The organism is Halomonas litopenaei, from assembly GCF_003045775.1.
Lineage (GTDB): Bacteria > Pseudomonadota > Gammaproteobacteria > Pseudomonadales > Halomonadaceae > Halomonas > Halomonas litopenaei.
In genome coordinates this window covers 157,572-182,883 of record NZ_PXNS01000010.1, presented here as the reverse complement: position 1 = coordinate 182,883, position 25,312 = coordinate 157,572, and the positions used below count along the sequence as shown (strand labels likewise).

19 protein-coding genes are annotated in these 25,312 nt (G+C 65.3%); 12 read left to right on the top strand and 7 right to left on the bottom strand.

Annotated elements, in window-relative coordinates:
• Positions 1–186: 186 nt before the first annotated feature.
• Together C6W88_RS16750 and C6W88_RS16745 are read left to right on the top strand one after the other, a co-directional pair.
• Positions 187–1,416, top strand: coding sequence for an amino acid deaminase (locus tag C6W88_RS16750; RefSeq protein ID WP_108133302.1), 1,230 nt, complete (start codon positions 187–189; stop codon positions 1,414–1,416).
• A gap of 202 nt (positions 1,417–1,618) precedes the next feature.
• Positions 1,619–2,689 (top strand): T6SS phospholipase effector Tle1-like catalytic domain-containing protein, encoded by a 1,071-nt coding sequence (locus C6W88_RS16745; RefSeq protein WP_108133301.1) that lies wholly within the window; start codon positions 1,619–1,621, stop codon positions 2,687–2,689.
• A gap of 138 nt (positions 2,690–2,827) precedes the next feature.
• Here the strand turns inward: C6W88_RS16745 and C6W88_RS16740 are convergent, their stop codons facing one another.
• The 3 genes from C6W88_RS16740 to C6W88_RS16730 all read right to left on the bottom strand — a co-directional run bounded on the left by C6W88_RS16740 (position 2,828) and on the right by C6W88_RS16730 (position 6,660).
• The gene (locus C6W88_RS16740) at positions 2,828–4,318 is read right to left on the bottom strand and encodes a CoA-acylating methylmalonate-semialdehyde dehydrogenase (RefSeq protein ID WP_108133300.1); all 1,491 of its coding nucleotides are present in this window, start codon (positions 4,316–4,318) and stop codon (positions 2,828–2,830) included.
• Positions 4,319–4,411: 93 nt separating this feature from the next.
• Positions 4,412–5,695: a M24 family metallopeptidase gene (locus tag C6W88_RS16735; protein ID WP_045991823.1), complete on the bottom strand. Its 1,284-nt coding sequence runs from the start codon at positions 5,693–5,695 to the stop codon at positions 4,412–4,414.
• Positions 5,696–5,781: 86 nt separating this feature from the next.
• Positions 5,782–6,660: a HalD/BesD family halogenase gene (locus C6W88_RS16730; protein WP_108133299.1), complete on the bottom strand. Its 879-nt coding sequence runs from the start codon at positions 6,658–6,660 to the stop codon at positions 5,782–5,784.
• Positions 6,661–6,765: 105 nt separating this feature from the next.
• On the opposite strand from C6W88_RS16730, the gene C6W88_RS16725 reads away from it, so the two are divergent.
• The 4 genes from C6W88_RS16725 to C6W88_RS16710 all read left to right on the top strand — a co-directional run bounded on the left by C6W88_RS16725 (position 6,766) and on the right by C6W88_RS16710 (position 10,952).
• Positions 6,766–7,647 carry a LysR substrate-binding domain-containing protein gene (locus C6W88_RS16725; protein WP_045991825.1) on the top strand — a complete coding sequence of 294 codons (882 nt, stop codon included), beginning with the start codon at positions 6,766–6,768 and terminating at the stop codon, positions 7,645–7,647.
• 207 nt (positions 7,648–7,854) lie between these two features.
• Positions 7,855–8,079, top strand: coding sequence for a hypothetical protein (locus tag C6W88_RS16720; RefSeq protein WP_146164679.1), 225 nt, complete (start codon positions 7,855–7,857; stop codon positions 8,077–8,079).
• A gap of 377 nt (positions 8,080–8,456) precedes the next feature.
• Positions 8,457–9,038 carry a manganese efflux pump MntP gene (locus C6W88_RS16715; RefSeq protein ID WP_108133297.1) on the top strand — a complete coding sequence of 194 codons (582 nt, stop codon included), beginning with the start codon at positions 8,457–8,459 and terminating at the stop codon, positions 9,036–9,038.
• A gap of 324 nt (positions 9,039–9,362) precedes the next feature.
• Positions 9,363–10,952 (top strand): hypothetical protein, encoded by a 1,590-nt coding sequence (locus C6W88_RS16710; RefSeq protein ID WP_108133296.1) that lies wholly within the window; start codon positions 9,363–9,365, stop codon positions 10,950–10,952.
• A 190-nt stretch (positions 10,953–11,142) separates the two neighbouring features.
• On the opposite strand, the gene C6W88_RS16705 is transcribed toward C6W88_RS16710, so the two are convergent.
• Positions 11,143–12,417: an AGE family epimerase/isomerase gene (locus C6W88_RS16705; protein ID WP_108133295.1), complete on the bottom strand. Its 1,275-nt coding sequence runs from the start codon at positions 12,415–12,417 to the stop codon at positions 11,143–11,145.
• Between the two features lie 262 nt (positions 12,418–12,679).
• Here C6W88_RS16705 and C6W88_RS16700 point away from each other — a divergent pair, with 262 nt between their 5' ends.
• The 6 genes from C6W88_RS16700 (at position 12,680) to uxuA (ending at position 19,107) form a co-directional block, all read left to right on the top strand.
• Positions 12,680–13,393 (top strand): GntR family transcriptional regulator, encoded by a 714-nt coding sequence (locus C6W88_RS16700; RefSeq protein ID WP_045991829.1) that lies wholly within the window; start codon positions 12,680–12,682, stop codon positions 13,391–13,393.
• Positions 13,394–13,537: 144 nt separating this feature from the next.
• Positions 13,538–14,506, top strand: coding sequence for a C4-dicarboxylate TRAP transporter substrate-binding protein (locus C6W88_RS16695; RefSeq protein WP_108133294.1), 969 nt, complete (start codon positions 13,538–13,540; stop codon positions 14,504–14,506).
• 64 nt (positions 14,507–14,570) lie between these two features.
• Positions 14,571–15,062: a TRAP transporter small permease gene (locus C6W88_RS16690; RefSeq protein WP_045991831.1), complete on the top strand. Its 492-nt coding sequence runs from the start codon at positions 14,571–14,573 to the stop codon at positions 15,060–15,062.
• Entirely contained in the window at positions 15,059–16,348 is a 1,290-nt protein-coding gene (locus C6W88_RS16685; protein WP_108133293.1) for a TRAP transporter large permease, read from the top strand. The genes C6W88_RS16690 and C6W88_RS16685 overlap by 4 nt, the downstream gene beginning before the upstream one ends.
• Before the next feature lie 100 nt (positions 16,349–16,448).
• Complete coding sequence (locus C6W88_RS16680; RefSeq protein ID WP_108133292.1) at positions 16,449–17,906, top strand: mannitol dehydrogenase family protein; 1,458 nt, start codon at positions 16,449–16,451, stop codon at positions 17,904–17,906.
• Positions 17,907–17,931: 25 nt separating this feature from the next.
• Positions 17,932–19,107, top strand: a complete 1,176-nt coding sequence (gene uxuA, locus C6W88_RS16675) for a mannonate dehydratase (RefSeq protein WP_108133291.1) — start codon at positions 17,932–17,934, stop codon at positions 19,105–19,107.
• A gap of 215 nt (positions 19,108–19,322) precedes the next feature.
• Here the strand turns inward: uxuA and C6W88_RS16670 are convergent, their stop codons facing one another.
• From C6W88_RS16670 to C6W88_RS16660, 3 genes are all read right to left on the bottom strand, one after another.
• Positions 19,323–21,833, bottom strand: a complete 2,511-nt coding sequence (locus C6W88_RS16670) for a CoA transferase (protein WP_108133290.1) — start codon at positions 21,831–21,833, stop codon at positions 19,323–19,325.
• 168 nt (positions 21,834–22,001) lie between these two features.
• Entirely contained in the window at positions 22,002–23,564 is a 1,563-nt protein-coding gene (locus C6W88_RS16665) for a BCCT family transporter (protein WP_108133289.1), read from the bottom strand.
• A 54-nt stretch (positions 23,565–23,618) separates the two neighbouring features.
• On the bottom strand, positions 23,619–25,289 hold the full coding sequence (locus C6W88_RS16660) for a GMC family oxidoreductase (protein ID WP_108133288.1): 1,671 nt from the start codon (positions 25,287–25,289) through the stop codon (positions 23,619–23,621).
• Positions 25,290–25,312: the final 23 nt, after the last annotated feature.

Below are 25,312 nucleotides of genomic sequence, written 5' to 3'. Positions count from 1 at the left end.
CCAGATCACGAAGCCTGTCCAGGGCCCTCGTCATCTGCGGTATCCTTACGCTATGTTAGTTTCTAACAACCATCCACAGTTTTTTGAAAATTTCCGACAATGGTCGTAGTCAGATCAATCTTCGAACATTGCCAATCGTCCGGCGCGGCGTAACATGAGCCGCGTTCCGCCTTCAGGAGAACTTCCATGGCCCACTCCCCCTCTTCCTCCTCCTTCGATGCCAAGGGCTGCCACAAGGGCACCCTGGAAACCGGCGACCGGCTGCTGGCCGACGTCAGCCTGCCGGCGGCGGTGATCCACCAGGCGCCGCTCGCCCACAATCTGGCATGGATGCAGGACTTCGCCCGCCGTCACGGCGCCGAGCTTGCGCCCCACGGCAAGACCACCATGACCCCGGCGCTGTTCCGGCGGCAGCTCGAGGCCGGCGCCTGGGGCATCACCCTGGCCACCCTGCCCCAGTGCCGCGCCGCCTTCGCCGAGGGCGCCCAGCGACTACTGGTGGCCAACCAGATGGTCGGTCAGGCCAACATGGCCATCGCCGCCGACCTGATCCGCGCCGGCGCCGAGCTCTATGTCACCGTCGACAGCGCCGAGAACCTGGACCAATTAGGCGCCTTTTTCGGGGCGGCCGGCATCTCCCTGAATATCCTGATCGAGGTAGGTGTCGAAGGGGGAAGGTGCGGACTTCGCGATGATGACGAGGTAATGGCGCTGGCCCGCCGGGCGGCTACCCTGCCCGGCATAGCCCTGGCGGGTCTGGAGGGGTATGAGGGCGTGGTCCATGGCGACGATCCGGTGGCCGGTATTCGTCGCTACGCCCAGCGCCTCGTCGACGGCGTCAAGCGACTGGCCGACGAAGGCCTGGTCGATCGCGACAAGCCCATCGTCACGGCGTCGGGTTCGGCCTGGTACGACCTGATCGCCGAAGCATTCCGCGACGGTGGACTCGAGGGCCGCTTCACCCCGGTGCTGCGCCCGGGCTGCTACGTGGTCCATGACCACGGCATCTACCGCGAGGCCCAGGCCGGCGTGCTGTCCCGGCGCCAGGACCTGCACCAGGGGCTTGAGCCGGCGCTGGAGGTGTTCGCCCAGGTGCAGTCGCTGCCCGAGCCGGGGCTGGCCATCGTGGCACTGGGCAAGCGCGATATCGGCTTCGACCTGGCGCCCGAGGTGCTCAGGCGCTATCGCGAAGGCGGACAGGCCAGCGAGCTTCTGTCGGTGGAAGGCTGGCAAGTCGTCAAGCAGATGGACCAGCACACCTTTATCCAGCTCCCCGACAGCGCCCGCGACATGCGCATCGGTGACGTCCTGGCCTTCGGCGCTTCGCACCCCTGCATGACCTTCGACAAGTGGCGCCAGCTCCATCTGGTCGATGACGCGCTCAGGGTCGTCGATACCTGGGCGACGCGCTTCTAGACACTCTGACAAGCGAACGACCAAGGGGCGGGCGGAAACCATCCACCCGCCCCGCTCCTGCAATCTTTGCCGCAGCGCTGACGGCACGACCGATCGACGCCCTTCGCCTCTGCGCTCAATTTTCTGGCCACGCCCCCGACATACACTGACAGCGACCACCGGGCATCGCTCGGATCAAGAGGGCTGACAGCAAGGGAAGCCGATGGCCAAGAATGTCGCGCTGTTCTTCGATGGCACCTGGCAGGTGCCGGACATGGACCTGGAAGACGGTGACACCAACACCAACGTCAGCCGGCTCTACCAGGCGGTGGCCGATAACCCCATGGCCGAGGGCGGCACCGTCAAACGCTACTACCATGGCGTCGGCAGTGACCTGCACTGGTACGACCGCCTGGTGGCAGGCGCCACCGGACTCGGGCTATCGGAAATTCTGGTCGAGGCGTACGTCGAGCTGGTCGAACTGTTGCGCCCGGACGACCGGCTGTTTCTGTTCGGCTTCAGCCGAGGCGCCTACACCGCGCGAAGCCTGAGCGGGATGCTTCACACCAGCGGACTGCTGCACCCCGAACACCGGCAGTTGGCGGGACGCGCCTACGCGCTTTACCGCGATCGAAGGCGTGGCCCGCAATCCGCCGAGGCTCGACGCTTCGCCTCGCGCTACGCCTGGGTGCCGGAGATCCACATGATCGGTGTGTGGGACACCGTGGGCAGCCTGGGGATTCCACTCAGGAGCTTTGCCGCCTTCAACCGCCGCCGATTCGAGTTCCATGACACCCGCCTGAGCCCGCTGGTGCGCCACGCCTACCAGGCGCTGGCGATCGACGAGCACCGCAAGGCCTTCGCCCCCACCCTGTGGTCGCCGCAGACCACCACCGCCACCCTCGAGCAGGTATGGTTTCCCGGCGCCCACTCCAACATCGGCGGAGGCTACCGGGACCGCGTGCTGTCGGACGTCAGCCTGGACTGGATGATGGGCCGCGCCTGCGAACAGGGGCTGCCGCTGCTGCCTGACAGCCGCCCCTTGCTTGGCTCACCACCGCGCGAGGACGACATCGTCGACTCCTACCAGAGGTTTCTTTCGCGCCTCTATCGGCTGATCTCGCCCCGGCGCTATCTGCGGCGCATCGGCTTTGCCTCCTTCGGCAACGAGACGCTGCACCCGAGCGTCGCCACCCGTCGTCTTGCCCTGCCCGGCTATCGCCCCGCCAATCCTATCCACCCGCGTCTTGCGGTGACGCCGCCATCCACCTCGACACCGACAGCCCCCGAGTGAGGGCGCGAGCGCCTGCCACGGATACGACAACGCCCACTCGCAAGGAGTGGGCGTTCGCGGTGGCCTGAGGCGCTCTCCCTCGTCGGGGGTCCGAGGCCGACGCTGCGCTTGCTGGACGAGCCTGGCCTCGAGAGCGCGCTAGTTCGAAGGGAAGTTGAACTGCGCGCTTTCCCTGTCCTGGCTCCTCGGCCAGCGCTGGGAGATGGCCTTGCGCCGGGTGTAGAAGCGCACGGCGTCGGGGCCATAGGCATGCAGATCGCCGAACAGCGACTCCTTCCAGCCGCCGAAGCTGTGGAAGGCCACCGGCACCGGCAGCGGAACGTTGATGCCGACCATGCCGACCTCGATGGCGTCGGCGAAGCGACGCGCGGCCTCGCCATCCCGGGTGAACACGCAGGTGCCGTTGCCGTACTGGTGGGCATTGATCAGCGCAATGGCCTCATCGTAGCTGGCGACACGCACGACGCACAGCACCGGTCCGAAGATCTCGTCGCGATAGACGCTCATCTCGGGCGTGACCCGGTCGAGCAGGCTCGCGCCCAGGAAGTAGCCCGGTGACGACTCGACCAGCGGATGCTCGCGCCCATCCACCACCAGCTCGGCCCCGGCGTCGACGCCCTGCTGGAGATAGCCCGCCACCTTGTCACGGTGCCCGGCGTTGACCAGCGCGCCCATATCCAGGCCGCGCTCGGTGCCGGCACCGATCTTGAGTTCCCGAGCCTCCTGCGAAAGCCGTTTCACCAGGGCATCGGCGGTGTCATCGCCGACACACACCGCCACGCTGATCGCCATGCAGCGCTCACCGGCGCTGCCGTAGGCGGCCCCGATCAGGGTGCTGGCGGCGTTGTCCAGATCGGCATCGGGCAGCACCACGGCGTGGTTCTTGGCGCCACCGAGCGCCTGCACACGCTTGCCGTTCTCGGCGCCACGCTGGTAGATCGCCTTGGCCACCGGGGTCGATCCGACGAAGGACACTGCCTTCACATCCGGCGCATCGATCAGCGCCTCGACCACCTCACGGTCGCCGTGGACCACGCTGAACAGGCCGTCGGGCAGACCGGCTTCGGTGAGCAGCTCGGCCATCTTGAGCGCCGCCGACGGCACCTGCTCAGAAGGCTTGAGGATAAAGGCGTTGCCGCACGCCAGCGCCATCGGATACATCCACAGCGGCACCATGGCCGGGAAGTTGAACGGCGTGATCCCGGCCACGATGCCCAGCGGCTGATGATTGGACCAGGTATCGATGGCCGGCCCGGCGTTGTGGGAGTACTCGCCCTTGAGCAGCTCCGGCACGCCGCAGGCGTACTCGACGTTCTCGATACCGCGCTTGAGTTCGCCCATGGCGTCTTCAAGCACCTTGCCGTGCTCTTCGCTGACCAGTGCGCAGATCTCGTCGGCGTCACGCTCGAGCAGCGCCTTGAAGCGGTACATCACCTGGGCGCGCTTGGCCGGTGGCGTGTCGCGCCAGGCCGGCTGGGCACGGCGGGCCGCCTCGATGGCACGCTCGACGGTAGCAGCGTCCCCCAGGGCGACACGACCGACCGGCTCGGCGGTGGCCGGATTGATGACATCCAGATGGCGCTGCGACGGCTGTGACTCACCGCCGATCCAATGATTCACGTCTTTCATCAAAACTCTCGATATGACTTTCTGAAAAGGCGTCAGCGCCGGGCGGCCATCTCACATGGGGCCCGGCGCAGCATGGTACACAGATGACGCGGCTCAGAACTGGCGGTCGAGCAGCGCCTCGTCGAAGGGATAGCGGGACAGCTTTTCCACACCGCTGTCGGTGATCAGCACTTCTTCTTCCAGCTTGACCCCGTCGGCGGCACCCACCTCGCCGATGTAGCTCTCCACGGACACCACCATGCCGGGTTCGAGAACGCCATCCTTGGAGAAGCGATCGAAGTCCATATGGTGGGCGACCAGCGGGGTTTCACCGTGCATGCCGACGCCGTGGATGATGGAGGGATAGCGACGGTCGAGGAAGCGCTCGGGGATCTTCCAGGCCTGCTCGGCGATCTCGCGATAGCTCATGCCCGGCTTCAAGATGCCCATGTTGTGGTGCACCTGGTCGTAGGCCATGCGATACAGCTCCTTCTGGTAGGCGCTGGGGCGATTCGGGCCGACGTGGAAGGTCCGCGAGAAGTCCGAATAGTAGCCGTGACAACCGATGGTATCGGTGTCCAGCGCCACCAGCTCGCCCGGACGAATGACCCGGTCACTGGCTTCGTTGAACCAGGGATTGGTGCGCGGGCCGGACGACAGCAGACGGGTCTCGATGAACTCTCCGCCCTGGCGGATGACGTTGCCGTACATGATCGCGAACAGCTCGTTCTCGGTGATGCCCGGCTTGATCGCCGCCTCGACCTCGGCCACCGCAGCCTCGCTGCCGGCCATGGACTGGGCCAGACAGGCGATCTCCTCGGGGGTCTTGATGCGCCGACAGTGCAGCGTGTCCTGCATGCAGTCGAAGACCTCGAGGCCCTGGGCCTCGAGTGAGCGCGCCAGGTTGAGCGCACAGCGATCCAGCCCGATCTTGCGGTTGCCGCGTCCGTGCTCTTCGATCAGTTCGGCGATCTCAACACCGAAGGGGTCCGAAGAGAGGTTGTCGCGCTGGTTGACGGCGGACCACACCACCTTGGACGTGCGCGATTCATCGATGGTCTCGAGCCAGGTAGAGACGTGGGCGCTGCCCGGGTACTCGAACAGGATCACCGGCCCTTCCAGGGGCACATAGATGTAGCGGGTCGAGTTGCGCAGGAAGTAGCCGAACATGTTGCGCGAACCGGTGGCATAGCGCTGGTTGTTGGGGTCGAACAGCACCATGGCGGCGTAGCCTTGCTCCGCCATCGTCGCGCGCAGCCGCGCCAGGCGCCCGGCGCGCAGCTGCCTGGGATCGAAGGCGGTGGGGATGCTGTCGCCGTTGGCCATCGGCGCAGAGGGCACGACCGGAATATGGTCCGGCTCGTTGTCGGTCAGGTTGTCGAAATCGACGATGCTCATGTCAGGGTCCTGTTCGAATATGGCGGGGTCGCAAGGGGCACAGGCCGAGCCTTTACGTGCTCGGCTTCGATGTCATCGGCGTGGGCTCAGTCGGCCAGCGAATCACTGCGATTCATGCCTTCCTTCAACAGGGTCTCGTGAATCGGCGCCATGCGCCCGAAGATGCGCTGGGCACGCTCGGGGCGACCGATGAAGCCGGGTTCCTTGGCGTAGGCGAAGATCACGGTGTGACGTTCCTTCTGGCCTTCCACCGGCGTCACCCGGTGCAGCGAATAGCGGCCGAAAAACACCTGCAGGTCACCCGGTTGAAGGTCCAGCGCCTTGAGCCGCGAACGGTCGCCGTCCAGCACCTGTTCGACCTCGTCGAAGTTCTCACCCTCGGGGCTGCGGATGCCCGGGGCATACTCGAAACGGCCGCCGCCATGGGACTGGCGGGTCATCATGGTGACGATGAACTCGTTGGTGTCGTAGTGCCAGGGATGCTGGCAGCCCTCTCTCAGCACGTTGACCACCAGGTCCGCCAGCGGGTCGGCGTACTGATGAATCTCTTCCATGCCCACCACGGTGGCGATAAAGCGCTGGAAGTCCGGGTGCTGGTAGACCTGGCGAATGATGGTGTCTTCGCCGATGCGATCGCCGGCGACAAAGCCGTTGGTGCGATCGTCGAAGCGATTGAGCGGATGGCGGGCCGGGCGCTCGGGATCGCCGGCATTGTTGTAGGGGTTGGTCTCGGTCTGGTTGTAGTGCGCCTCGGGCGACAGCCGCTCGGTCTCGCGCTCCAGCCGCGCCAACGCCTCCTCGGGGACAAAGTTCTTGAGTACCACACAGCCATCGTCGGCCAGCTGTTCGTGACAGCGCTGGATCAGCGCCCGTCCGGACTCGCCGTCCAGGTCATGAATCGGGTAGTGCTCAAGGTCGATCAGACCGTCCAGCGAGGAAGTGGTGGGCGCATCGGTGGCCTGCATGAGGAACTCCTGCCTGTCTCAAGTGATGTTGGACAGGATAGAGAGCGCCTCTTCATAATAGAAATGAATGGTTGAGATATCACTTATTTCAAAGGCTCATCGATTATGGATACCGACCTGCTCCGCGCCTTCGTCACCGTGGCCGAGTGCCAGGGCTTCAGCGCCGCCGGCCGCGTGCTGCACCGCACCCAGTCCGCCGTCAGCCTGCAGATCAAGCGACTGGAGGACCAGATGCACAAGTCGCTGTTCGAGCGCACCAGCCGCAGCGTGCTGCTGACGTCCGACGGTGAACGGCTGCTGCCCTATGCGCGACACATGCTGACGCTGGAGGACGAGGCCAGGGCGGCACTCGGCGACCGCCAGCACGGCGAGAAGATTCGTATCGGCACCTCCGAGGAACAGGCCAGCGCCTACCTGCCGGAACTGCTGCCCCGGTTCGCCGAGGCCTATCCGCATACCCGCATCGAGGTCATCTGTGGCATCAGTGCCGACCTGGTGGACAGCTTCCAGCAGGGCCTGCTCGACGTGGTCCTGTCGATCCGCCACGGACCGACGCAATCGGGCCAGTTGCTCGGCTGGGAACCCATGGTGTGGGTCGCGGCAGAAGATGCCGATCCTACCCGTGGCAGCCGACTGCCCCTGGCACTGAATCCCGAAGGCTGCATCTTTCGCGCCCACGCCCTCGCCGCCCTGGGGCGTCAGGAACGCGCCTGGGAACTGCGTTACTCGAGCCAGTCCCCCACCGGCATCAACCTGCCGGTCCAGGCGGGGCTCGCGATCACCGTCAAGACACCCCGCAGCGTACCGGCGGGCTGTCGGATTCTCGGCGAGGAGCAGGGCCTGCCGGCGCTCGGCCAGGTGGAAATCGAGATGCACCGGCGCCCCGGACATGCGAGCGACGCCTTCAACACCTTCTGCCAACAGCTCGAGGAGGTCGTCACCCACAACGACGCAGTCGCCGTGCCCGAGTTTCAGGACCAGGCCTGAGCCTGGCTCGACCGCGTGTCGGTCGAATGCCTGAGTCGCAATATCATGATCGTGACGGATTAATGGTTTGATTACCTCGTCATTACAGGCGAACTACCCCCTGATCCCTATATCGCCACAAGGAGAGATACGCCACACTTCAATAACCAGGATTCTCCGATGGTCTCGCCTGCCCGGCGGTGCCCTTGTCCTGGTCCGGAGATGACAGTGACCACGCCATTTGACGACTCCCTCGAACCTCGGGCTGCCCAGTTTGCATCGGTTGGAATGGATGGAATGGAGCTCCTTGAACAGGAACTCGAACACCTCAGAGCTCGGCATCTAAAGCTTCGCGAAGAGGTCGCAGCCATTCGCCACTATGCCGGCGACAACCTGCCCGCCAAGGCCGGCCTCGTCATCGTAAAGATGCTGGAAGACGCCTTGAAATCCTGACCGTCTTCTCTTCCCGAGAACCAACATTCTTGCCGCTGCCAATGCATCTTCTTGCTCGTTTATCGGGGAAAGGGCCTCGACGACCTTGCCGCTTTGTCGCGCCTCGGGATTACCCGCCAGCGGGCAATAGTGCGCCTCTGGCCTCTCCTTTTCTTGCCGCTGCCATAAGGTATAGTCACGGCTATATGTCTTTGTTTTGGCTTAAACTTGCAGCCTTGGTAAAGAGTTGCATCTGTCAGCCTGCGCGCTAATATCGCCATGCAAATTCGCTATCGTGTCCATAGCCAACGCCTGGAATATCGGTCGTGACGCTGGGCACGAGGCTTTTTCAGCGACATCACGTATTTTCAACAGGCAACCGCCGGATTCGCACCTTCATGACGCCCACTTCGACCCTGCTGCTCGCCTTCTCGCTGTCTTCCGATGCCTTTGCGGCCTCGGTCAGCAAGGGTGCCTGCGTGCGTCGGCTGCGTTTCGTGGTGGCCCTGCAGACCGGCCTGCTGTTTGGTCTGGTGGAAGCCACGACGCCGATCATCGGCTGGCTGCTCGGCACCAGCGCCTATGACACCATTGCCCACTGGGATCACTGGATCATCTTCTTCCTGCTGCTCGCCCTCGGCGGCAAGATGATCCACAGTGGCCTCGCTCCCGCCCCCAAGGACTGCGCCAGCTGCGATTGCGGCACGACCAGCGATCGCACCCGCTGGTGGCTGATCATCGCCACCGCGATCACCACCAGCCTGGACGCCATGGCGGTGGGCGTAGGTCTGGCGTTCATGAACGCCAACATCTGGGTGACGGCACTGGCGATCGGTGGCGCCACCACCCTGATGGCAACCCTGGGCATGCTGCTGGGACGCCGGCTCGGCAAGACGGTGGGGCCGCGTGCCGAGATCATCGGAGGGCTGGTATTGATCGCCATCGGCGCCACCACCCTGTATCACCACCTGCTCGCCTGATCCTCTTGCCCGGTCGACCCTGTCGCGATCCCGGGCAGGTTAACTGCCAATGACTCGCTCCTAGCGCTCATCCATGCCGGCAACACGCCTGCTATAGCAAAGTTCGTCCACGATCTCGCCCGTTTTGTCGATAGTCTGGTGCACTATTGCCGGTATCAGACGGCTGGACACCTCATGATCCTCAAGCCCAGCGCACAGGCGGCTCGATTGCCACGATGGATAGCGGTAACCGTTCTGGCCGTTCTGCTGACCGGCTGCGCTGAGCACTCCCCTCTCTCGCCAGCAGCGTCCGCCACCAGAACAGCCACCAGACCAGCCACCGAGATGACGTCAGCCCCCCTTGCGGGTCACGGCTTCCAGTCGTCGGTACAGATCGTTCAGCGTGATCAGATTTCCGGCGACCGACAGCACCTTTCGGCCAGCCCGGTGCTGCCCAGCGCCTCCCGTTCCGCCGAGCTGGTGGCCGGGGGGATCGGACGGATGACCGCCAACCAGTTCACGACTCAAGGAACCGCCGTGGCCCGTGCTGTCGGTGCCAACGGATGGGCCAGCGCTACCGAGTCCGCCCTGGCAAGCACCGGGGCCTACCTTGAGGGACCACTGGGGGGATCTCTGGAAGCGGTTGAGGGTGTGCTCGACAGCGTCGCTGCTCTGCCGTTACTGCATCGCTTCGATGACCGGCTGCAGCGGGTGCTGTCACTGGACGGCTATCGACGTCGCCTGACCAGCACGCTGGGCATCGGACAGCAGGAACTCGATCTCGAGGAGCCATGGGGCGATCTTGAGCAGTCACTGACCACCCGAGTGGCTAGCGCTATCCAGCTCGGCCTGGAACCGATCCTGATCACCTCCGACTCCTTGCTGTGGCCAAGCCTGGCGGCGGACCTGATCGTCGCCGGAGGCGATGCGCTGTCAGACGTCAGCGCCACCACCGGCAACGCCCTGGTCGACGCCTCCGCCAGTGGGCTGAGTCGTGCCGGCCAGTGGGTCGCCCTGGCCGGTCAGGTGCTGGGAGGCCAGCGTGATGAGACCAGCCTGCAAGGGGTGGCGGCGCGCACGGCGCTGCGCCATGGCGGGATCAGCCACAGCGGCATCCCCCGGCTGGATGAGCAGGCCGTCGTCGGACTGGTCGAGAGTATCGGAAACGATGAGCGCAGCACGCTCACGGCAGCGGCGGACCTGGGCCGAGGCAGCCTGAGTCAGATGCTGGCCACCGAGGCGGTGGGCCTGACCGGTGAGTTCGGCGTCATGGTCACGCGTCCCGGCGACATGCTCGACGACCGGGTGACACTCGCCCTGGCCCCGGCCCAGCAACTGGGCGACATGTCGGCCAATCTGTCATCGCTGGTAGGCGACACTCGCACCACCCTTGAGGAGGTCGGACGGCTGGTCGATGCCGGCCAGGACCTGTCCGGGCGTTTGCAGGGTCTGGTGCTGGCGGACAGCCTGGACAGTGGTGTCACGACCCTTGGGCGCGTCGATCAGGGCCTCGACAGGACCGGCAACCGGCTGCTGCCCCTGGCCGACACCCTGGTCGAGGGGCTGGCGCAGGCCGATACCCGCATCGAGACGCTGGCCGATCGCCTGGGAGGCACGCTTGACCCCGTCACCAGCGCCCAGCAGGACGGCGTCAACCGCCTGGCGGACGCCGTGGTGCAGGCGCCGATGTCCAGTCGCCCGTTAAGCGAACTGGGAGACGCCGTGGTCGCACTGGGCGACGGCATGCGCCTTGCGCCGATCGCCGCCGGGCTCGACTGGATGATGGTGGTGCCGGTACCCGGGCGCGAAGGCCCGCTCGCAGGCGACGCACCTGCCGACTCGCCAACCGCCGGCACAGACACCGACCGCAGTCCCGGCCACCCCACCGTCGACGGCCACGCCCTCGCCGGCTCCCGAGCAGACCATATGCCCTGAGATGCCGTTGCCTCCGTGGCCTGAGCACGCCGCCACCGCAGCGCCATCTTCGCTTCAAGCTCCCGGGCATCTCAGGCGACAGCAGCGGCTGCTGCACCGGCTACCCGATCGATTTCCTTTAAAGCAGAGCCAGTTGAAACGTTGCTAAGACAGGCCCTCTCCAGCACGACCCTGTCTGGATCAACCCTGCCTATATCAACCCACCCCAGGGCGAATGGGCCAGAGCGCTGGCCGGCGTCGGCGCCAGCGGCAGGAGGGGCAGCAGGGTCGCCTGAAAGGCGTGATAGATATCCGGCTTGCCTTCCGGCCAGTAGCGCGCGCGGGGCTGGCTGCTCTCGTCGAGTTCGTGAATCCAGCCACCCCGGTCATGATCGATGATGTGGCGATCGATGTAGGCCCACCAGGTGGCGTACCAGTCGGCATACTGCTGACGCCCGGTGCGCGCCAGCAGCGCATGCGCCGCCCCCACCGCCTCGCTGGTGACCCAGTGGCGTCGGGCGGCGATCACCGGACGCTTGTCCCAGTCCAGGGTGTAGACGAAGCCCGGCTGCCCGTCGGCCTGCCAGCCATGCTTGGCGGCGGCGGCAAACAGCCCTTCGGCGTCCTCCAGCAGCCAGGCCGGCGCTGGTCGTCCGTGCCTCAGGCACGATGCCTCCAGGTTGAGCAGCAGGCGCGACCATTCCAGCGAATGTCCTGGCGTCAGGCCGAAGGGCCGGAACTGATCGGCGGGCAGGTCCTTGTGAAAGTCGTAGAGCACCGTCATCCGGCGATCGAAGTGCTCGGGGACCAGGTAATCATGCTGGCGGGCGTGGGTGTGGATAAAGCGCTCGGCGATCGCCACCGCACGATCGAGCCAACGTAGCTCTCCGGTAGCGTCGCACAGTGCCAGATAGGCCTCCACCGAGTGCATGTTGCTGTTGGCACCGAGATAGTCGTCGAGCTGCGTCCAGTCCCGCTGGTAGCTTTCCAGGCACAGCCCCATGTCGTCCGACCAGAAGTGGCAGTCGATGACGTCGATGGCCCGATCCAGCAGTTCGCGGGTTTCGCGACTGCCCAGCGCCATATGCGCCGACGAGGCGGCCAGCGCCACGAAGGCGTGGGTATAGGCGTGCTTGATGGTGGCGGCGCCGGGCTCCTGCTGTCCCTGGTACCAGCCTCCGTGTTGCTCGTCGGCGAGCAGCCCAAGCCCGGCGATGCCGTGTTCGACCTTGGCGCGGGCGAAGGGCACGCCGAGGCGGTGGGCGAGCGAGAACACATGGGTGAGTCGCGCGGTCTGCAGGGTCGTTACCGGCCTCGCGGCGTCCAGCTTGCCCTCGATATCGAGCCAGCCGTAGCCCCCCTGGGGGTGCTCGGCGGCGGCGCCGAACTCGAGCAGGCGCATCCCGGTCTTGGCGAGCCAGCGTCGGTGTTCGTCCTTGCGCAATAGACAGTCGTCCGGTGCAGCGATGTAGGTGGGATGTGACATGGCGTCCTCCGGGGTGACGAATAAAGGCGGCGAGTCGAGATGAGACCAAAGTGCTATACGTCCAGGCCTGACAGCGCGCTCTCGCTATCCTAGTATGACTACCATACAAGTCATATCAGACCAAAGCTCAAAGGCCTGACGCCTTAACGGCTCAAGGCTTCAACGGCCTCAAGGCTCAGAAGCCGGAAAGCCGGAAAGCTGGAAAGCTGGAAAGTCGAAAAGCTGGAAAGACTGAAACGCTCAACAACAGGTAGGTGCCCCCATGCTGACCCCCGCAATCGCTGAACTCTGGGAACAGGATGCCGCCGGTGGATCGGTGCGTCAGCGGCTCTACCGCGTGCTTAGACTCGCCATCATCCGGATGCAGTTCGCCCCTGGCCAGGCACTGTCCGAGAAGGAGATTTCCGACGCCTTCTCGGTCAGCCGACAGCCGGTACGCGAAGCCTTTATCCGCCTGTCCGAGGCAGGTCTGGTCGACGTTCGACCACAACGCGGCACCTATGTCGTGGGCATCTCGCAGAAGTCGGTGCGCGAAGCGCGCTTCGTCAGGGAGGCGGTCGAAACCGCCGTCAGCGCCTCCGCCGCTAGGCAAGGGCTCGCCGACAAGGTGATCTACGAGCTGCGGGATCTGATCGAACGCCAGATTCGCTGCGCCAGCAGCGGCCAGTATGACCAGTTCTTCATCCTCGACGAGGACTTCCACCGCGTGCTCGCCCTTGGCGCCGGACACGAGACCGCCTGGCGCGTCATCGAAGAGGTCAAGGCACAGCTCGACCGGGTGCGCTACCTCAGCGTGCCTGACACCACGCCCTTCGAAAAGCTGGTCCAGCAGCACGCCGACATTGTCGATGCCATCGAACAGAGAGACGAAGACAAGGCCCGCCAGGCCATGCTGGTGCATCAAAGCGAGATCCTGATCTCCCTGCCCCAGATGGTGCAGCGCTTTTCGTCGATCTTCGAGGACACCAACGGCTGATCGTTATCTACCCGGCAGACGTCTCTCATGGGCAAGGGCCAGCCGGCCACTGCCCTGCGGCCTGCCGGGTCACTCCCCCGGAAGCAACTACAACAGCAACGACAACAACTGAAGCGACAACAACAAGTGATAAGGAGACGCCCCATGTTCAAGAAGTCTGTCATTCTCGCCGCCGCTGTCCTCAGCAGCACCCAGGCGCTTGCCGCCTACGAACTGAACCTGTCCACCGCCCAGAGCAGCCAGGACCCCATGGTCAAGGCGATGGAAAACGCCGCCGAACGGATCGAGGAAAGAAGCGAGGGCGAGGTCACCCTGAACATCTTCTCCAGCAGCCAGCTCGGCGCCGACAACGACATGATCGAGCAGATCCGCAACGGCGCCAACATCGCGGTACTGACGGACGCAGGCCGCCTGTCCGAGTTTCAGCCTGAACTCGGGATTCTGGCCGCGCCCTACCTGGTCGAGAGCCACGAGGACTACGACCGCATCACCTCTTCCGAGCCCTACCACGAGTGGGTCGAGCTGCTGGCGGAAAACACCGGCATGCGCCTGATGAACTACAACTGGTTCCAGGGCACCCGCCAGATGTTCACCCAGAAGCCGATCGAAGGTCCCGAGGACCTCGACGGTGTGCGCATCCGCACCATCAACTCCCCGGGCTGGATCAAGACCATCGAAGGCATGGGCGCGACCCCGGTACCGCTGCCCTGGTCGGAAATCTACTCGGCCATCCAGCTCGGCACCATCGACGGCGCCGAGGCGCAGTTGACCGGCGCCCACGGCCTGCGGCTGCAGGAAGTGACCAGCAACGTCACCCTGACCAATCACATCCACCTGATGACGGGCCTGCTGGTTTCCGAGCGCTGGTACCAGGAGCTTCCCGACGAGCTGCGCTCCATGCTCGACGAAGAGCTCAAGAAGGCCGGTGACGAAGCCACCCAGATGACGGTCGACGCCCAGGCCGATGTGCGCAAGGAGATGGAAGAGGCCGGCGTCGAGTTCACCGAGGTCGACACCGAACTGTTCAGCAGCCAGATGCAGGCGGTCTACGATGACATGGGCTGGACCGAACTGCGCGAGCAGCTCGAGCCTGTGCTCAGCGCCGGCGAATAACCCCCCTCAAGACCTGATCCAAGCGTCCACCGCTGCCGACGCCGGCAGCGGCTGGGGAGGACCCATGTGGAAGCACTATGACACTTTCGAGGAGTGGCTGGCCGTCGCGCTGCTGTTTCTCACCGCGGCCAGCATCCTGTTCAGCGCCACCACCCGGGCCATGGGCAACCCCATGCTCGGCGGCGCCGAACTGGCCCAGCTGTTCTTTATCTGGGCCTGCATGTTCGGCGCAGATATCACCCTGAAGAAAGGAGGCCAGATTCGGGTCGATGCCCTGCTGACCCGGCTGCCCCGATCAGGCCAGTGGCTGGCGAACCTGGTGACGGTGGGACTGATGATCGTCTTTCTGGCTTGCCTGGCACGCTATGGTTTCTCGCTGGCATTCTCCAACTGGCAGCGTCCCCTCGGCTTTGCCGGGATCAGCTACGGCTACGTGACGCTGGCACTGCCCGTGGGCGCCGTCATGATGATCGTCTCGCTGGTCAGGCGGCTTGCCGCGGTGGGCATTGTTCAGGCGCTGGAGCCCGACAGCGACCAGCAGGAGCAGCTTCTGTGACGACACTCGCCATCCTGATTCTCGGCCTGGTATTGATGGCCATCGGCATGCCGGTCGCCTTCGCCATCGGCATGGCCGGTTTTACCTATTTCCTGTTGCCCGAGACCTTCCTGCCGACCAGCACGGCGGTACAGCGGATCGTCTCGGCCAGTCAGTCCTTTCCGCTGCTGGCGGTGCCGCTGTTCATCCTGATCGGACACCTGATGAACGCCAGCGGCATCACCCCACGTCTGCTGCGCCTGGCCACCCTGTTGACCGGCTGGATGACCGGTGGCCTGGCCCAGTCGAGCCTGGCCCTGAGCGCCATGATGGGGGGCATCTCCGGCTCGGCGGTGGCCGATGCGGCGATGCAGTCCCGGGTGCTGGGCGGCAACCTGATCGCACGGGGCTATTCGCCGGGCTTCACCGCCGCCCTGCTGTCCATCGGCGGGCTGATCACCGCCACCATTCCGCCGAGCATCGGCCTGATCATCTACGGCTTTCTCGGTGAGGTGTCGATCGGCCGGCTGTTCATCGCCGGCGTGGTGCCGGGCATCCTGCTGCTGGTGGCGCTGATGATCGCCACCAGCGTGATGTCGCACCGGCGCGGCTACGTGCCAGAACTCGAGAAGGCGCCGTCGCTGGGCGAAGTCTGGCAGGCGACCAGGAGCAGCATCTGGGCGCTGCTGTTCCCCGTATGGCTGCTGGTGGGCATCCGCTACGGCCTGTTCACCCCGTCCGAGGCCGGTGCCTTCGCGATCGTCTACGCCATCGTGGTGGGCTGCTTCATCCACCGCGAACTGACCCTGACGTCGATCATCGATGCCTTCCGTGCCGGTGTTCGTGACGTCGGCATGATCATGCTGATCATCATGTTCTCCGGCGCCATCAGCTACGTGGTGTCCTTCGAACGAGTACCGCAGACCATCACCGAGGTCACCCTCGGGGTGTTCGAAAGCCCCACCACCCTGCTGCTGGTGCTGTCGCTGTTGCTGGTCGTGCTGGGCATGCTGCTGGAGGCGACGGTGGTGGTCATGCTGCTGGCCCCCATCCTGGTGCCGGTGATCAAGGCCGCCGGCATCGACCCGGTGCACTTCGGCCTGTTGATGATGACGCTGGTGACCTTCGGCGGCATGACGCCACCCGTCGGGGTGTCGATGTACACCGTGTGCGGCATTCTGCGCTGCTCCTTCATTTCCTACACCCGGGAAATGCTGCCCTTTGCCCTTGCCGTGTTCGCCGTGGTGCTGGCCATCATCTTCTTCCCGCAGATCGTGCTGTTTCTGCCCGACTATCTGATGGGATAGCGGATGCACCAGGATTTAGTGAAGCGGACATGTCAGACACCCGCACCACACAACCGAGCGAGCCCACGGGCCTTCCTCCGGGACTGAGGTAGAGAACAAGATGACCCACTTCGTCGAAGCGCCGAACTTCGCCTGCGACATCGGTATCGTCCACCTGGGACTCGGTGCCTTTCACCGTGCCCACCAGGCGGTCTATCTGGCGCGCTATCTCGAGCGCAGCGGTGACACCGCCTGGGGGCTGTGCAGCGCCAACCTGCGCTCCAGCGTCGGCCTGGTCGATGGGCTGCGTGCGGCGGGCCATCGCTACCATGTGGCCGAGTTCACCGATAGCGACAACGTCACGCTCAGAGAGATCGGCGTGATTCAGCAGACGCTGTTCACCGGCCGCGACAGCGAAGGCCAGCAGGGCCGGGACCTGGAAGCACTGCTGACGCGATTGACGTCTTCCAAGGTACGCATCGTGACCCTGACGGTGACCGAGAAGGGCTACTTTCTCAGCCCGACCAGCGGCGATCTGCTTGTCGACGATGCGATGATCAAGGCCGACATTGCCTCACCGAACACACCGCAGACCGCCCCCGGTATCCTGGTCGAGGCGCTGGCCCGCCGTCGCGCCGCCGGCCTGCCCCCCTTCACCGTGCTGTCCTGCGACAATATGCCGGACAACGGCCGCCGCACGCGCAACGCCATCGTGCAGCTCGCCGCCCTGCGCGACAGCGACCTGGCCGACTGGATCAGCGACCAGGTGGCGTTTCCCTGCAGCATGGTCGACCGCATCGTGCCGGCCATGACCGACGCCGACTTCGCCCGGCTGGGCGAGCTGGGTGTCGAGGATCCCAACGCGGTGGTGTGCGAGGCCTTTTCCCAGTGGGTCATCGAGGATGACTTCCCCCAGGGCCGGCCCGACTGGGAAGCCGAAGGGGTCGAGATGGTCACCGAGGTGGCCCCCTTCGAGACCATGAAGCTGCGCATGCTCAACGGCAGCCACTCACTGCTGGCCTACCTGGGCGCCATCGATGGCGTCGAGACGGTCTACGATGCGGTCAGCCGCCCCGAGTTCCGCGCCCTGCTGCGTCGTTACATGCTCAAGGAAGCAGCGACAACGCTGCACATGCCGGACGGGGTCGACCTCGAACGCTACGCCGACGAGTTGCTGGCCAGGTTCGCCAACGACAGTCTGCGCCATCGGCTGGCTCAGATCGCCATGGACGGCAGCCAGAAACTGCCCCAGCGCTGGCTTCACGGCGCCCTCGAGCGGCTGCAGGACGGCCACGAGGTACCCTGCACCGCACTGGGACTGGCCGCCTGGATACGCTACACCTCCGGCGTCTCGCTCGACGACCGACGACATGAGGTGAGCGACCCGCTGGCATCGCGCTTCATCGAGCTGCATGAACGTCACGGCGATGACCCTGAAGCGCTGGTGGCGGCCTTTCTGGCACAGCAAGACATCGTCCCTGCGGCCCTGGCGGCGCAGCAGGGGTTTGCCGATGCTGTCACCGATGGCTACCGCCGACTGATCAATACCGGGCTTGCGGCGTCACTGAGCACCCTCTAGCCGGACCCGAGAAAAGGAGATTTCCATGCAACACACCTGGCGCTGGTTCGGCCCCAAGGACCCGATCCGACTCGAGGAGATTCGCCAGACCGGCGCGACCGGCATCGTCACCGCGCTGCACGAGGTGCCCAACGATGAGGTCTGGTCCCGGCAGGCCATCGCCGAGCGCAAGCAGATGATCGAGGACGCTGGCCTCGAATGGTCGGTGGTGGAGAGCGTGCCGGTGCACGAGGCGATCAAGAAAGGACTGCCCGAGCGCAACGCCCTGATCACCCGCTACTGCGACACCCTGCGCAACCTGGCGGCCTGCGGCATCGATACCGTGTGCTACAACTTCATGCCGGTGCTCGACTGGACCCGCACCGACCTGCGCTGGGCGATGCCGGATGGCGCCCTGGCGCTGCGCTTTGACCAGACAGCCTTTGCCGCCTTCGACCTGTACCTGCTCGCCAGACCAGGCGCCGAGAACGAGTACAGCGACGACGAGAAGACCGAAGCCAGGAGCTACCTCGATAGCCTGGACGCCGAAGCCCGCCAGTCACTGGTCGATACCCTGATCGCCGGCCTGCCCGGCGCCGAAGAGCACTACACCCTGGAGCGCTTTCGCGAGGTACTGGCCGGATACGCCGAGATCGACGCCGCGCGCCTGCGCGAGCACCTCGGCTACTTTCTGAAAGCGGTCATCCCGGTCGCCGAAGAACTCGGCATCAAAATGGCGATCCACCCCGATGACCCGCCCCGGCCGCTGCTCGGCCTGCCCCGGGTGGTCTCGACGGCGGCGGACGCCGAGTGGATCCTTGAGGCCGTCGACAGCCCCGCCAATGGCCTGACGCTGTGCACCGGGTCCTACGGCGTGCTCGCCGCCAATGACCTGGCCGCCATGGTTCAGCGCTTTGGTCCCAGCATCCACTTCGTGCATCTGCGCTCGACCCGGCGCGAGTCCCCCGACCCTCGCTCCTTCCACGAGGCGCCGCACCTGGACGGTGACGTCGACATGGTCGCGGTCATCAGCGCGCTGGTCGCCGAGGAACGCCGTCGCGAGCGCGAAGGCGGCCGACGCTTACCGCTGCGCCCCGACCACGGCCACCACATTCTCGACGATCAGCACCGCGCCACCGCCCCGGGCTACCCGCTGTACGGCAGGCTGCGCGGCCTGGCCGAGCTGCGTGGCGTCGAGACCGCGGTGCGCCAGCTCACCTGACGCCCTGGCGTTCTACCAACCGCTGCGCTGGCGACGCCCGTCGCAGCGGCTGTGGCCCAGCGCAGCGGGAGTGGCCCTTCACAACGAAAACGACCAGGCGGGGAGGCACATTCCCCACCTGGTCGGCTCAGGACACCTTCAGCCCGCCTGGTCGACTCAGAACACCTTCATCCCGCCTGGTCGGCTCAGCGCAAAAACCCCGCGCCGAACACCACTCAGGTCGGCAGGTACTCCTCGCTCCAGCTCTCCGACACGACGCCTTCGGCGATCAACCGATCGATCTCCTCTGGGCTGTGCCCCAGCTCCTCGAGCACCTGACGGCTCGAGCTGCCGTACTTCTCCGACGGCGCCAGCGGATAGATGCGCCCCCGCTTGGGACGAATGGCGTACGGATCGAGCTGCGTGATGACGTGACCACTGGGGTGCTCGTCGTAGACGGTGAAGGAGTAGCTGCCACGATCGATGCCCGGGGTGTTGTCCCAGCGCCGCGAGTTGTAGGAGCGCAACGCCTCGATGTTCTCGCACACCGCCGCGGCGATGCCCGCCTTCTGCAGCCGTTCCACCCAGTCGGTGGCCACCGCATTGATAAAGCGAGGTGCCAGATAGGCCGCCCGCTCCTCCGGCGGAACATCGACCACCCCTTCGATCCCCGGCACCTGGGCGAACTTGTGCAGGTCTCGCTCGTAGGCGCTGATCAGCACCACCCCGTCGGCGGTAAAATAGAAGCGTGACAGATCGTCGTAGCCGTTGAGTTCACGGCCCGAGGGCTCGTCGAACAGACTGCGACGCTCGTAGTCGTAGCAGAACGGCATCTGGGCCAGGCCGCTGAGCGCCGACAGCGAGGTCTTGACCCGGCTGACACGGCGGGTACGCAGCTTCTGGTACAGGGCGGTGGCGACACCAAGAGAGGCACCGAAGCCGCACATCACGTCGATGGTGCCGACGTGGGCGTGCTCTTCTGGCGTGTCCATGCTGCCCCCGAAGCGCAGCATGATGCCGGTGGTGGCCTGCACCAGGTCGTCGTAGCCCAGGTAGTTGGTCCTGGGGCCCGGCTTCACCCCGCTGAAGCAGTCGAGCTGGCAGAAGATCGCCTCGGGATTGATGCGCTGCATTTCCGCCTCGGTCAGCCCCATCCGCTCCACCTGCCTGTCGGTGGCATTCCACACCACCACGTCGCTCTGGCGGATCAGCTCGTCGAGGATTTCACGCCCCCGAGGCACCTGGATATCGGTCAGCAAGGAGCGCTTGGAGCGCATATGCGACAGGCCGAAGATGACCGTGTTCCAGCAGTCGTAGAACGGCTTGGCGGGGTCCACCTTGATGATGTCGGCGCCGAAGCGTGCCAAAAAGGCCACCGAGTGGGGACCGGCGATGACGTTGCACAGGTCCAGCACCTTGACGCCTTCGAGCCAACCGTCCTTGGCGTTGCGCGCACGAACCCGGGGCAGCTTGGTCTCGATGCGATGCAGCACCGCCAGCGCCTGGTCGAACGACACCCAGCGGCGCGGCGTCGGGGTGAGCATCTCGTGGCCGCTGTCGTGCAGCCAGACCATCGGGCCGGGCTGGGTCATCAGGCCGAATTCGGGGTCGTCCACTTCGATCATCAGCCCGGCGGTCTCGGCGTGGTCGTCGTGGATCCACTCCTGCAGCCAGCGCTGCGGCGCGCCGGGGAACTTGCCACGGCCGAAGATCTTCTCCCACTCCTTGGAGGTGCGGGTCAGGAAGACCTCCTTCATACGCGCGGCGATATGATCCGCCCAACGCTTGGGCAGCGGGTAGACGCCAAGTGACACGTCACTCTGCCACTGGCTGGTTGGCGCATAGGTGTCGGGCTCTTCCACCAGCCCTTCTTCCACAAGTTCATCGTAGAGACCGAGCACCTTGAGGCAACGCTTGGCGTGCTCCTTGTGACTCGGGCAGACCACGTAGAACATGCGCCCGTCCTTGCACTTGTAGCTGCGATAGAAGGGATCGAGCAGCTCCTGCAGTTCGTCGTAGTCCAGGTTCATCGGCGCGCCTTCGATGCGGCGACGCTCGATCTCCTTTTCGCGCTGGGTCTTGTAGCGCTCCGGCAGGCCCTCGATCTTGATCGAGTTGTAGCAGAGGCCTTCCATCAGGGCGCAGGCGATGGGCACTTCGATCTCGTCGCCGAGGCCGGTGCGCTCACGCGCCTGCAGCGCCAGGGTGACGGCGGTGGCCGCCAGCATGGTGCCGTAGGCCGAGCCCAGCGGCAGCGGCGAGAAGGACGGATTGATACCCATCAGCACCCGGTTGAGCCCCATGTCGGTAAACACCCCCGAGTGGGCGGCGATGACGCTCTCGAAGGCCCGCCAGTCACGGCGCAGCTCGTCGTTGGAGGCAAAGCCCGGCATCGACAGGGTGATCAGCTCCGGACGCTCTTCACGCAGCGCGCTGAAGTCGATGCCCAGGCGCTGCATGACACCGGGCCGGAAGCTTTCGATCACGATATCGGCCTCCTCGATCAGCGCCAGCGCCTGTTCGAGGCCCTCTTCGGTCTTGAGGTCGATCGTCACGATCAGCTTGTTGCGCTGCAAGGTGGCGTTGGCCGGTGACTCCCACATGGGCCCCGTGGGCGGGTCCACGTGAATAACCGTGGCGCCCAGGTCGGCGAGGATCATCGCCACCGCAGGGCCGGCCATGTACTGACCGAAGTCGATGACCTTGACGTCCTTGAGCGGCAGTTGGGAATGAGGATTCGGTGACATCGGGGTCTTCCTGTAAAGCAAGGGTGGCAACGGGAGGAGGCCGAAGCCTCCTCGGTGACGTCAGTGTTTGCCGTCTTCGATGACCAGGTGGGGTTCAAGGACCTTCTTGGCGAAGTCCTGGCGCAGCCAGCGCGGCAACGTGAGGAGGCCGAAGCCTCCTCGGTGAGGTCAGTGTTTTCCGTCTTCGATAACCAGGTGGGGTTCAAGGACCTTCTTGGCGAAGTCCTGGCGCAGCCAGCGCACCAGTGACCATGCCAGGATCGCCAGCACGGGAATCATCGGCAGCGCCACCACGATGGTGGAGGTCTGCACCGGTTTGAGCCCGCCAAGCTGGATCAGCGCTACCCCGACGCCGGCGATCAGAAACGCCCAGATCAGGCGGATCTTGCGCTGCGGTTCCTGATAGCCAGACAACTTGCGCGAGGTCACCGACGCCAGCACGTAGGCGGAGCTGTCCAGGGTCGTCGCCAGGAAGATGAAGCACAGCAGCACGAACAGGGTGGTAATCACACCGGACATCGGCAGGGTGCCGAGGATCGCCTCAACGGCGGCGGGGATGCCTTCGGCCGAAAGAATGGCCGCCACGTCCAGGGTGCCGGATATCTGCAGGTCCAGCGCATAGCCGCCCCACACCGCGAAGAACACCCAGCAGCCCAGGGAACCGAACACCATTTCGGCGATGATCAGCTCACGGATGGTGCGACCGCGCGAGATGCGGGCGACGAACAGGCCCATCATCGGGGCGTAGGCGATCCACCAGGCCCAGTAGAACACCGTCCAGTCGCGCCAGAAGCTGGAGTCCCCCACTGGGTCGGTCCACATGCTCATGGGCACGAAGTTGGAGACCATCTTGCCGAGGCTGTTGACCCAGCCCTCCACCATGAACAGGGTGTCGCCCACCACCAGGGTGAAGACCAACAGTACCCCCGCCAGCAGCACGTTGATGTCCGACAGGATCTTGATGCCCTTGGCCAGGCCGAACCACACACTGGCGGAGAAGATGGCGGTCCAGATCAGCAGCACCGCGATATCCAGCATGAATGACGGTGACACCCCGAGCAGTCCGCTCAGCAGTTGCGATACCAGCGGCACCGCCAGCCCCAGCGAGGTACCGACGCCACCGACGATGCCGAACACCACCACCGCATCGAGAAGCGCGCCCCACCAGCCGTCGGCATGGCGCCCCAGCACCCCGCGGGCGGCCACGGACAGCCTGACGCCCGGGCGGTTGTGGACGAACATGGAGTAGGCGATCGGGATGGCCGGCAGACAATAGAAGGCCCAGGGCGTGAAGCCCCAGTGGAACTGGCCGTAGGTCAAGGCCCACTCGGCCGCTTCCTGTGAGCTCGGCTCGACGCCGAAGGGAGGGCCGGTGAAGTAGTAGATGGGTTCGACCCAGGCCCAGTTGACGATGGCGATGCCGATACCACCGGCAAAGATCATCGCCACCCAGCTGAAGTAGGAAAACTCCGGCTTGTCATCGGGGCCGCCGAGCCGCACGTTGCCGTAGCGACTGATGGCCAGACCCACCAGAAAGACCACCACGGCGATGCCGGCGAGCAGATACAGCCAGCCGAATCGCCCGGTGGCAAAGGCAAAGGCCGCATTGACCAGTGCGGCCCCCGACTCCGGGAACACGATGATGGGCAGGATCAGGCCTGCGATGACCAGCACGGCGGGTACGAAGACCCGCAGGTCGAGCCGATCGGAATGGGACTCTGGCGCGTTCATCAGGGATACCTTTATCGTTTGTTGTTGTCACGCTTGCTGCGCAGGACGCCGGCGTCAGCCGGCGGCCTCGAGCATCCAGCCCGCCGCTCGCTCGGCGATCATCAAGGTCGGCGAGTTGGTATTGCCGCTGGTGATGGTCGGCATGACGCCGGCGTCCGCCACGCGCAGGCCCTGGATGCCCCTCACCCGCAGGCGTGAGTCGACCACCGCCATGGGATCGTCGGGCTGCCCCATCCGGGTGGTTCCGACCGGGTGGAAGATGGTGGTGCCGATGTCACCGGCCAGCCGCCACAGCTCTTCATCGGTCTGGTACTGGACGCCGGGCTTGACCTCCTCCGGTTCGTACCTGGCGAACGCCTTCTGCTCGGCGATCCTGCGGGTGACGCGCAGCGAGTCCGCCGCGACCCGCCGGTCCTCGTCGGTGCTCAGGTAGTTGGGGGCGATGGACGGCGCCTGGGCCGGATCGGCGCTCTGAATCCTGACGCTGCCGCGGCTGGTCGGATTCAGGTTGCAGACGCTGGCGGTGACCGCCGGATAGGGATGCAGCGGCTGGCCGAAGGCCTCCAGACTCAGGGGCTGGACGTGGTACTGGATGTTGGGGTGCTCGTGCTCGTCGCTGCTGCGGGTGAAGATACCGAGCTGAGACGGCGCCATGCTCATCGGGCCGGTGCGCTTGAGCAGGTACTCCATCCCGATGCCGGCCTTGCCCCACAGGGTGCTGGCCATGGTGTTGAGGGTCTTGGCGCCCTTGACCTTGTACACCGAGCGTATCTGCAGATGGTCCTGCAGGTTCTCGCCGACCCCCGGCAGTTCGTGGACGACGTCGATGCCGTATTGCTTGAGCAGTTCACCAGGCCCGATGCCGGAGAGCTGCAGTATCTGGGGCGAGCCGATGGCGCCGGCGGACAGCACCACCTCACGGCGCGCCCTGGCCAGCTGGGTGGTGCCCTCGCGCTTGACCTCGACGCCTTCACAGCGCTTCTCGCCGTCGGGCTCGCTGCCCGCGACGATCAGCCGGTTGACCTGGGTGGAGTGCCACAGCGTCAGGTTCGGCCGCTTGAGCGCCGGGCGCAGGAACGCCTTGGCGGTGTTCCAGCGCCAGCCGGAGCGCTGGTTGACCTCGAAGTAGTCGACGCCCTCGTTGCTGCCACGGTTGAAGTCCTGGGTCCGTGGGATACCCGCCTGGACCGACGCCTCGGCGAAGTCGTCCAGCACCTCCCACTTGAGCCGCTGCTTCTCGATGCGCCACTCGCCGCCGTGGCCGTGAAAGTCCCGGTGGGCGGCGTCGGCGTCGCCGCCCTCGTCCAGACGATAGTGATCCTCGTGCTGGATAAAGGCCGGCAGGCAGTGCTCCCAGCGCCACTGATCGTCACCGGTGACCTCGGCCCAGTGGTTGTAGTCCCGGGCCTGGCCGCGCATGTAGATCATGCCGTTGATGCTGGAGCAGCCGCCGAGGGTCTTGCCGCGCGGGTAGAGTAGCGAGCGCCCGTTGAGGCCCGCGTCCGGATCGGTGCGAAAGCGCCAGTCGGTGCGTGGGTTGTCGATGCAGTACAGGTAGCCCACCGGCACGTGGATCCAGTGGTAGTTGTCGCGACCACCGGCTTCGATCAGCAGCACCCGGTTGTTGGGGTCGGCGCTCAGGCGATTGGCCAGCAGGCACCCGGCGGTGCCTGCTCCGACCACGATGTAGTCAAACTCGCTGTCGTATTGTTGTACGGTTGTCATCGCAGGTCCCTCGATTCAGGGCG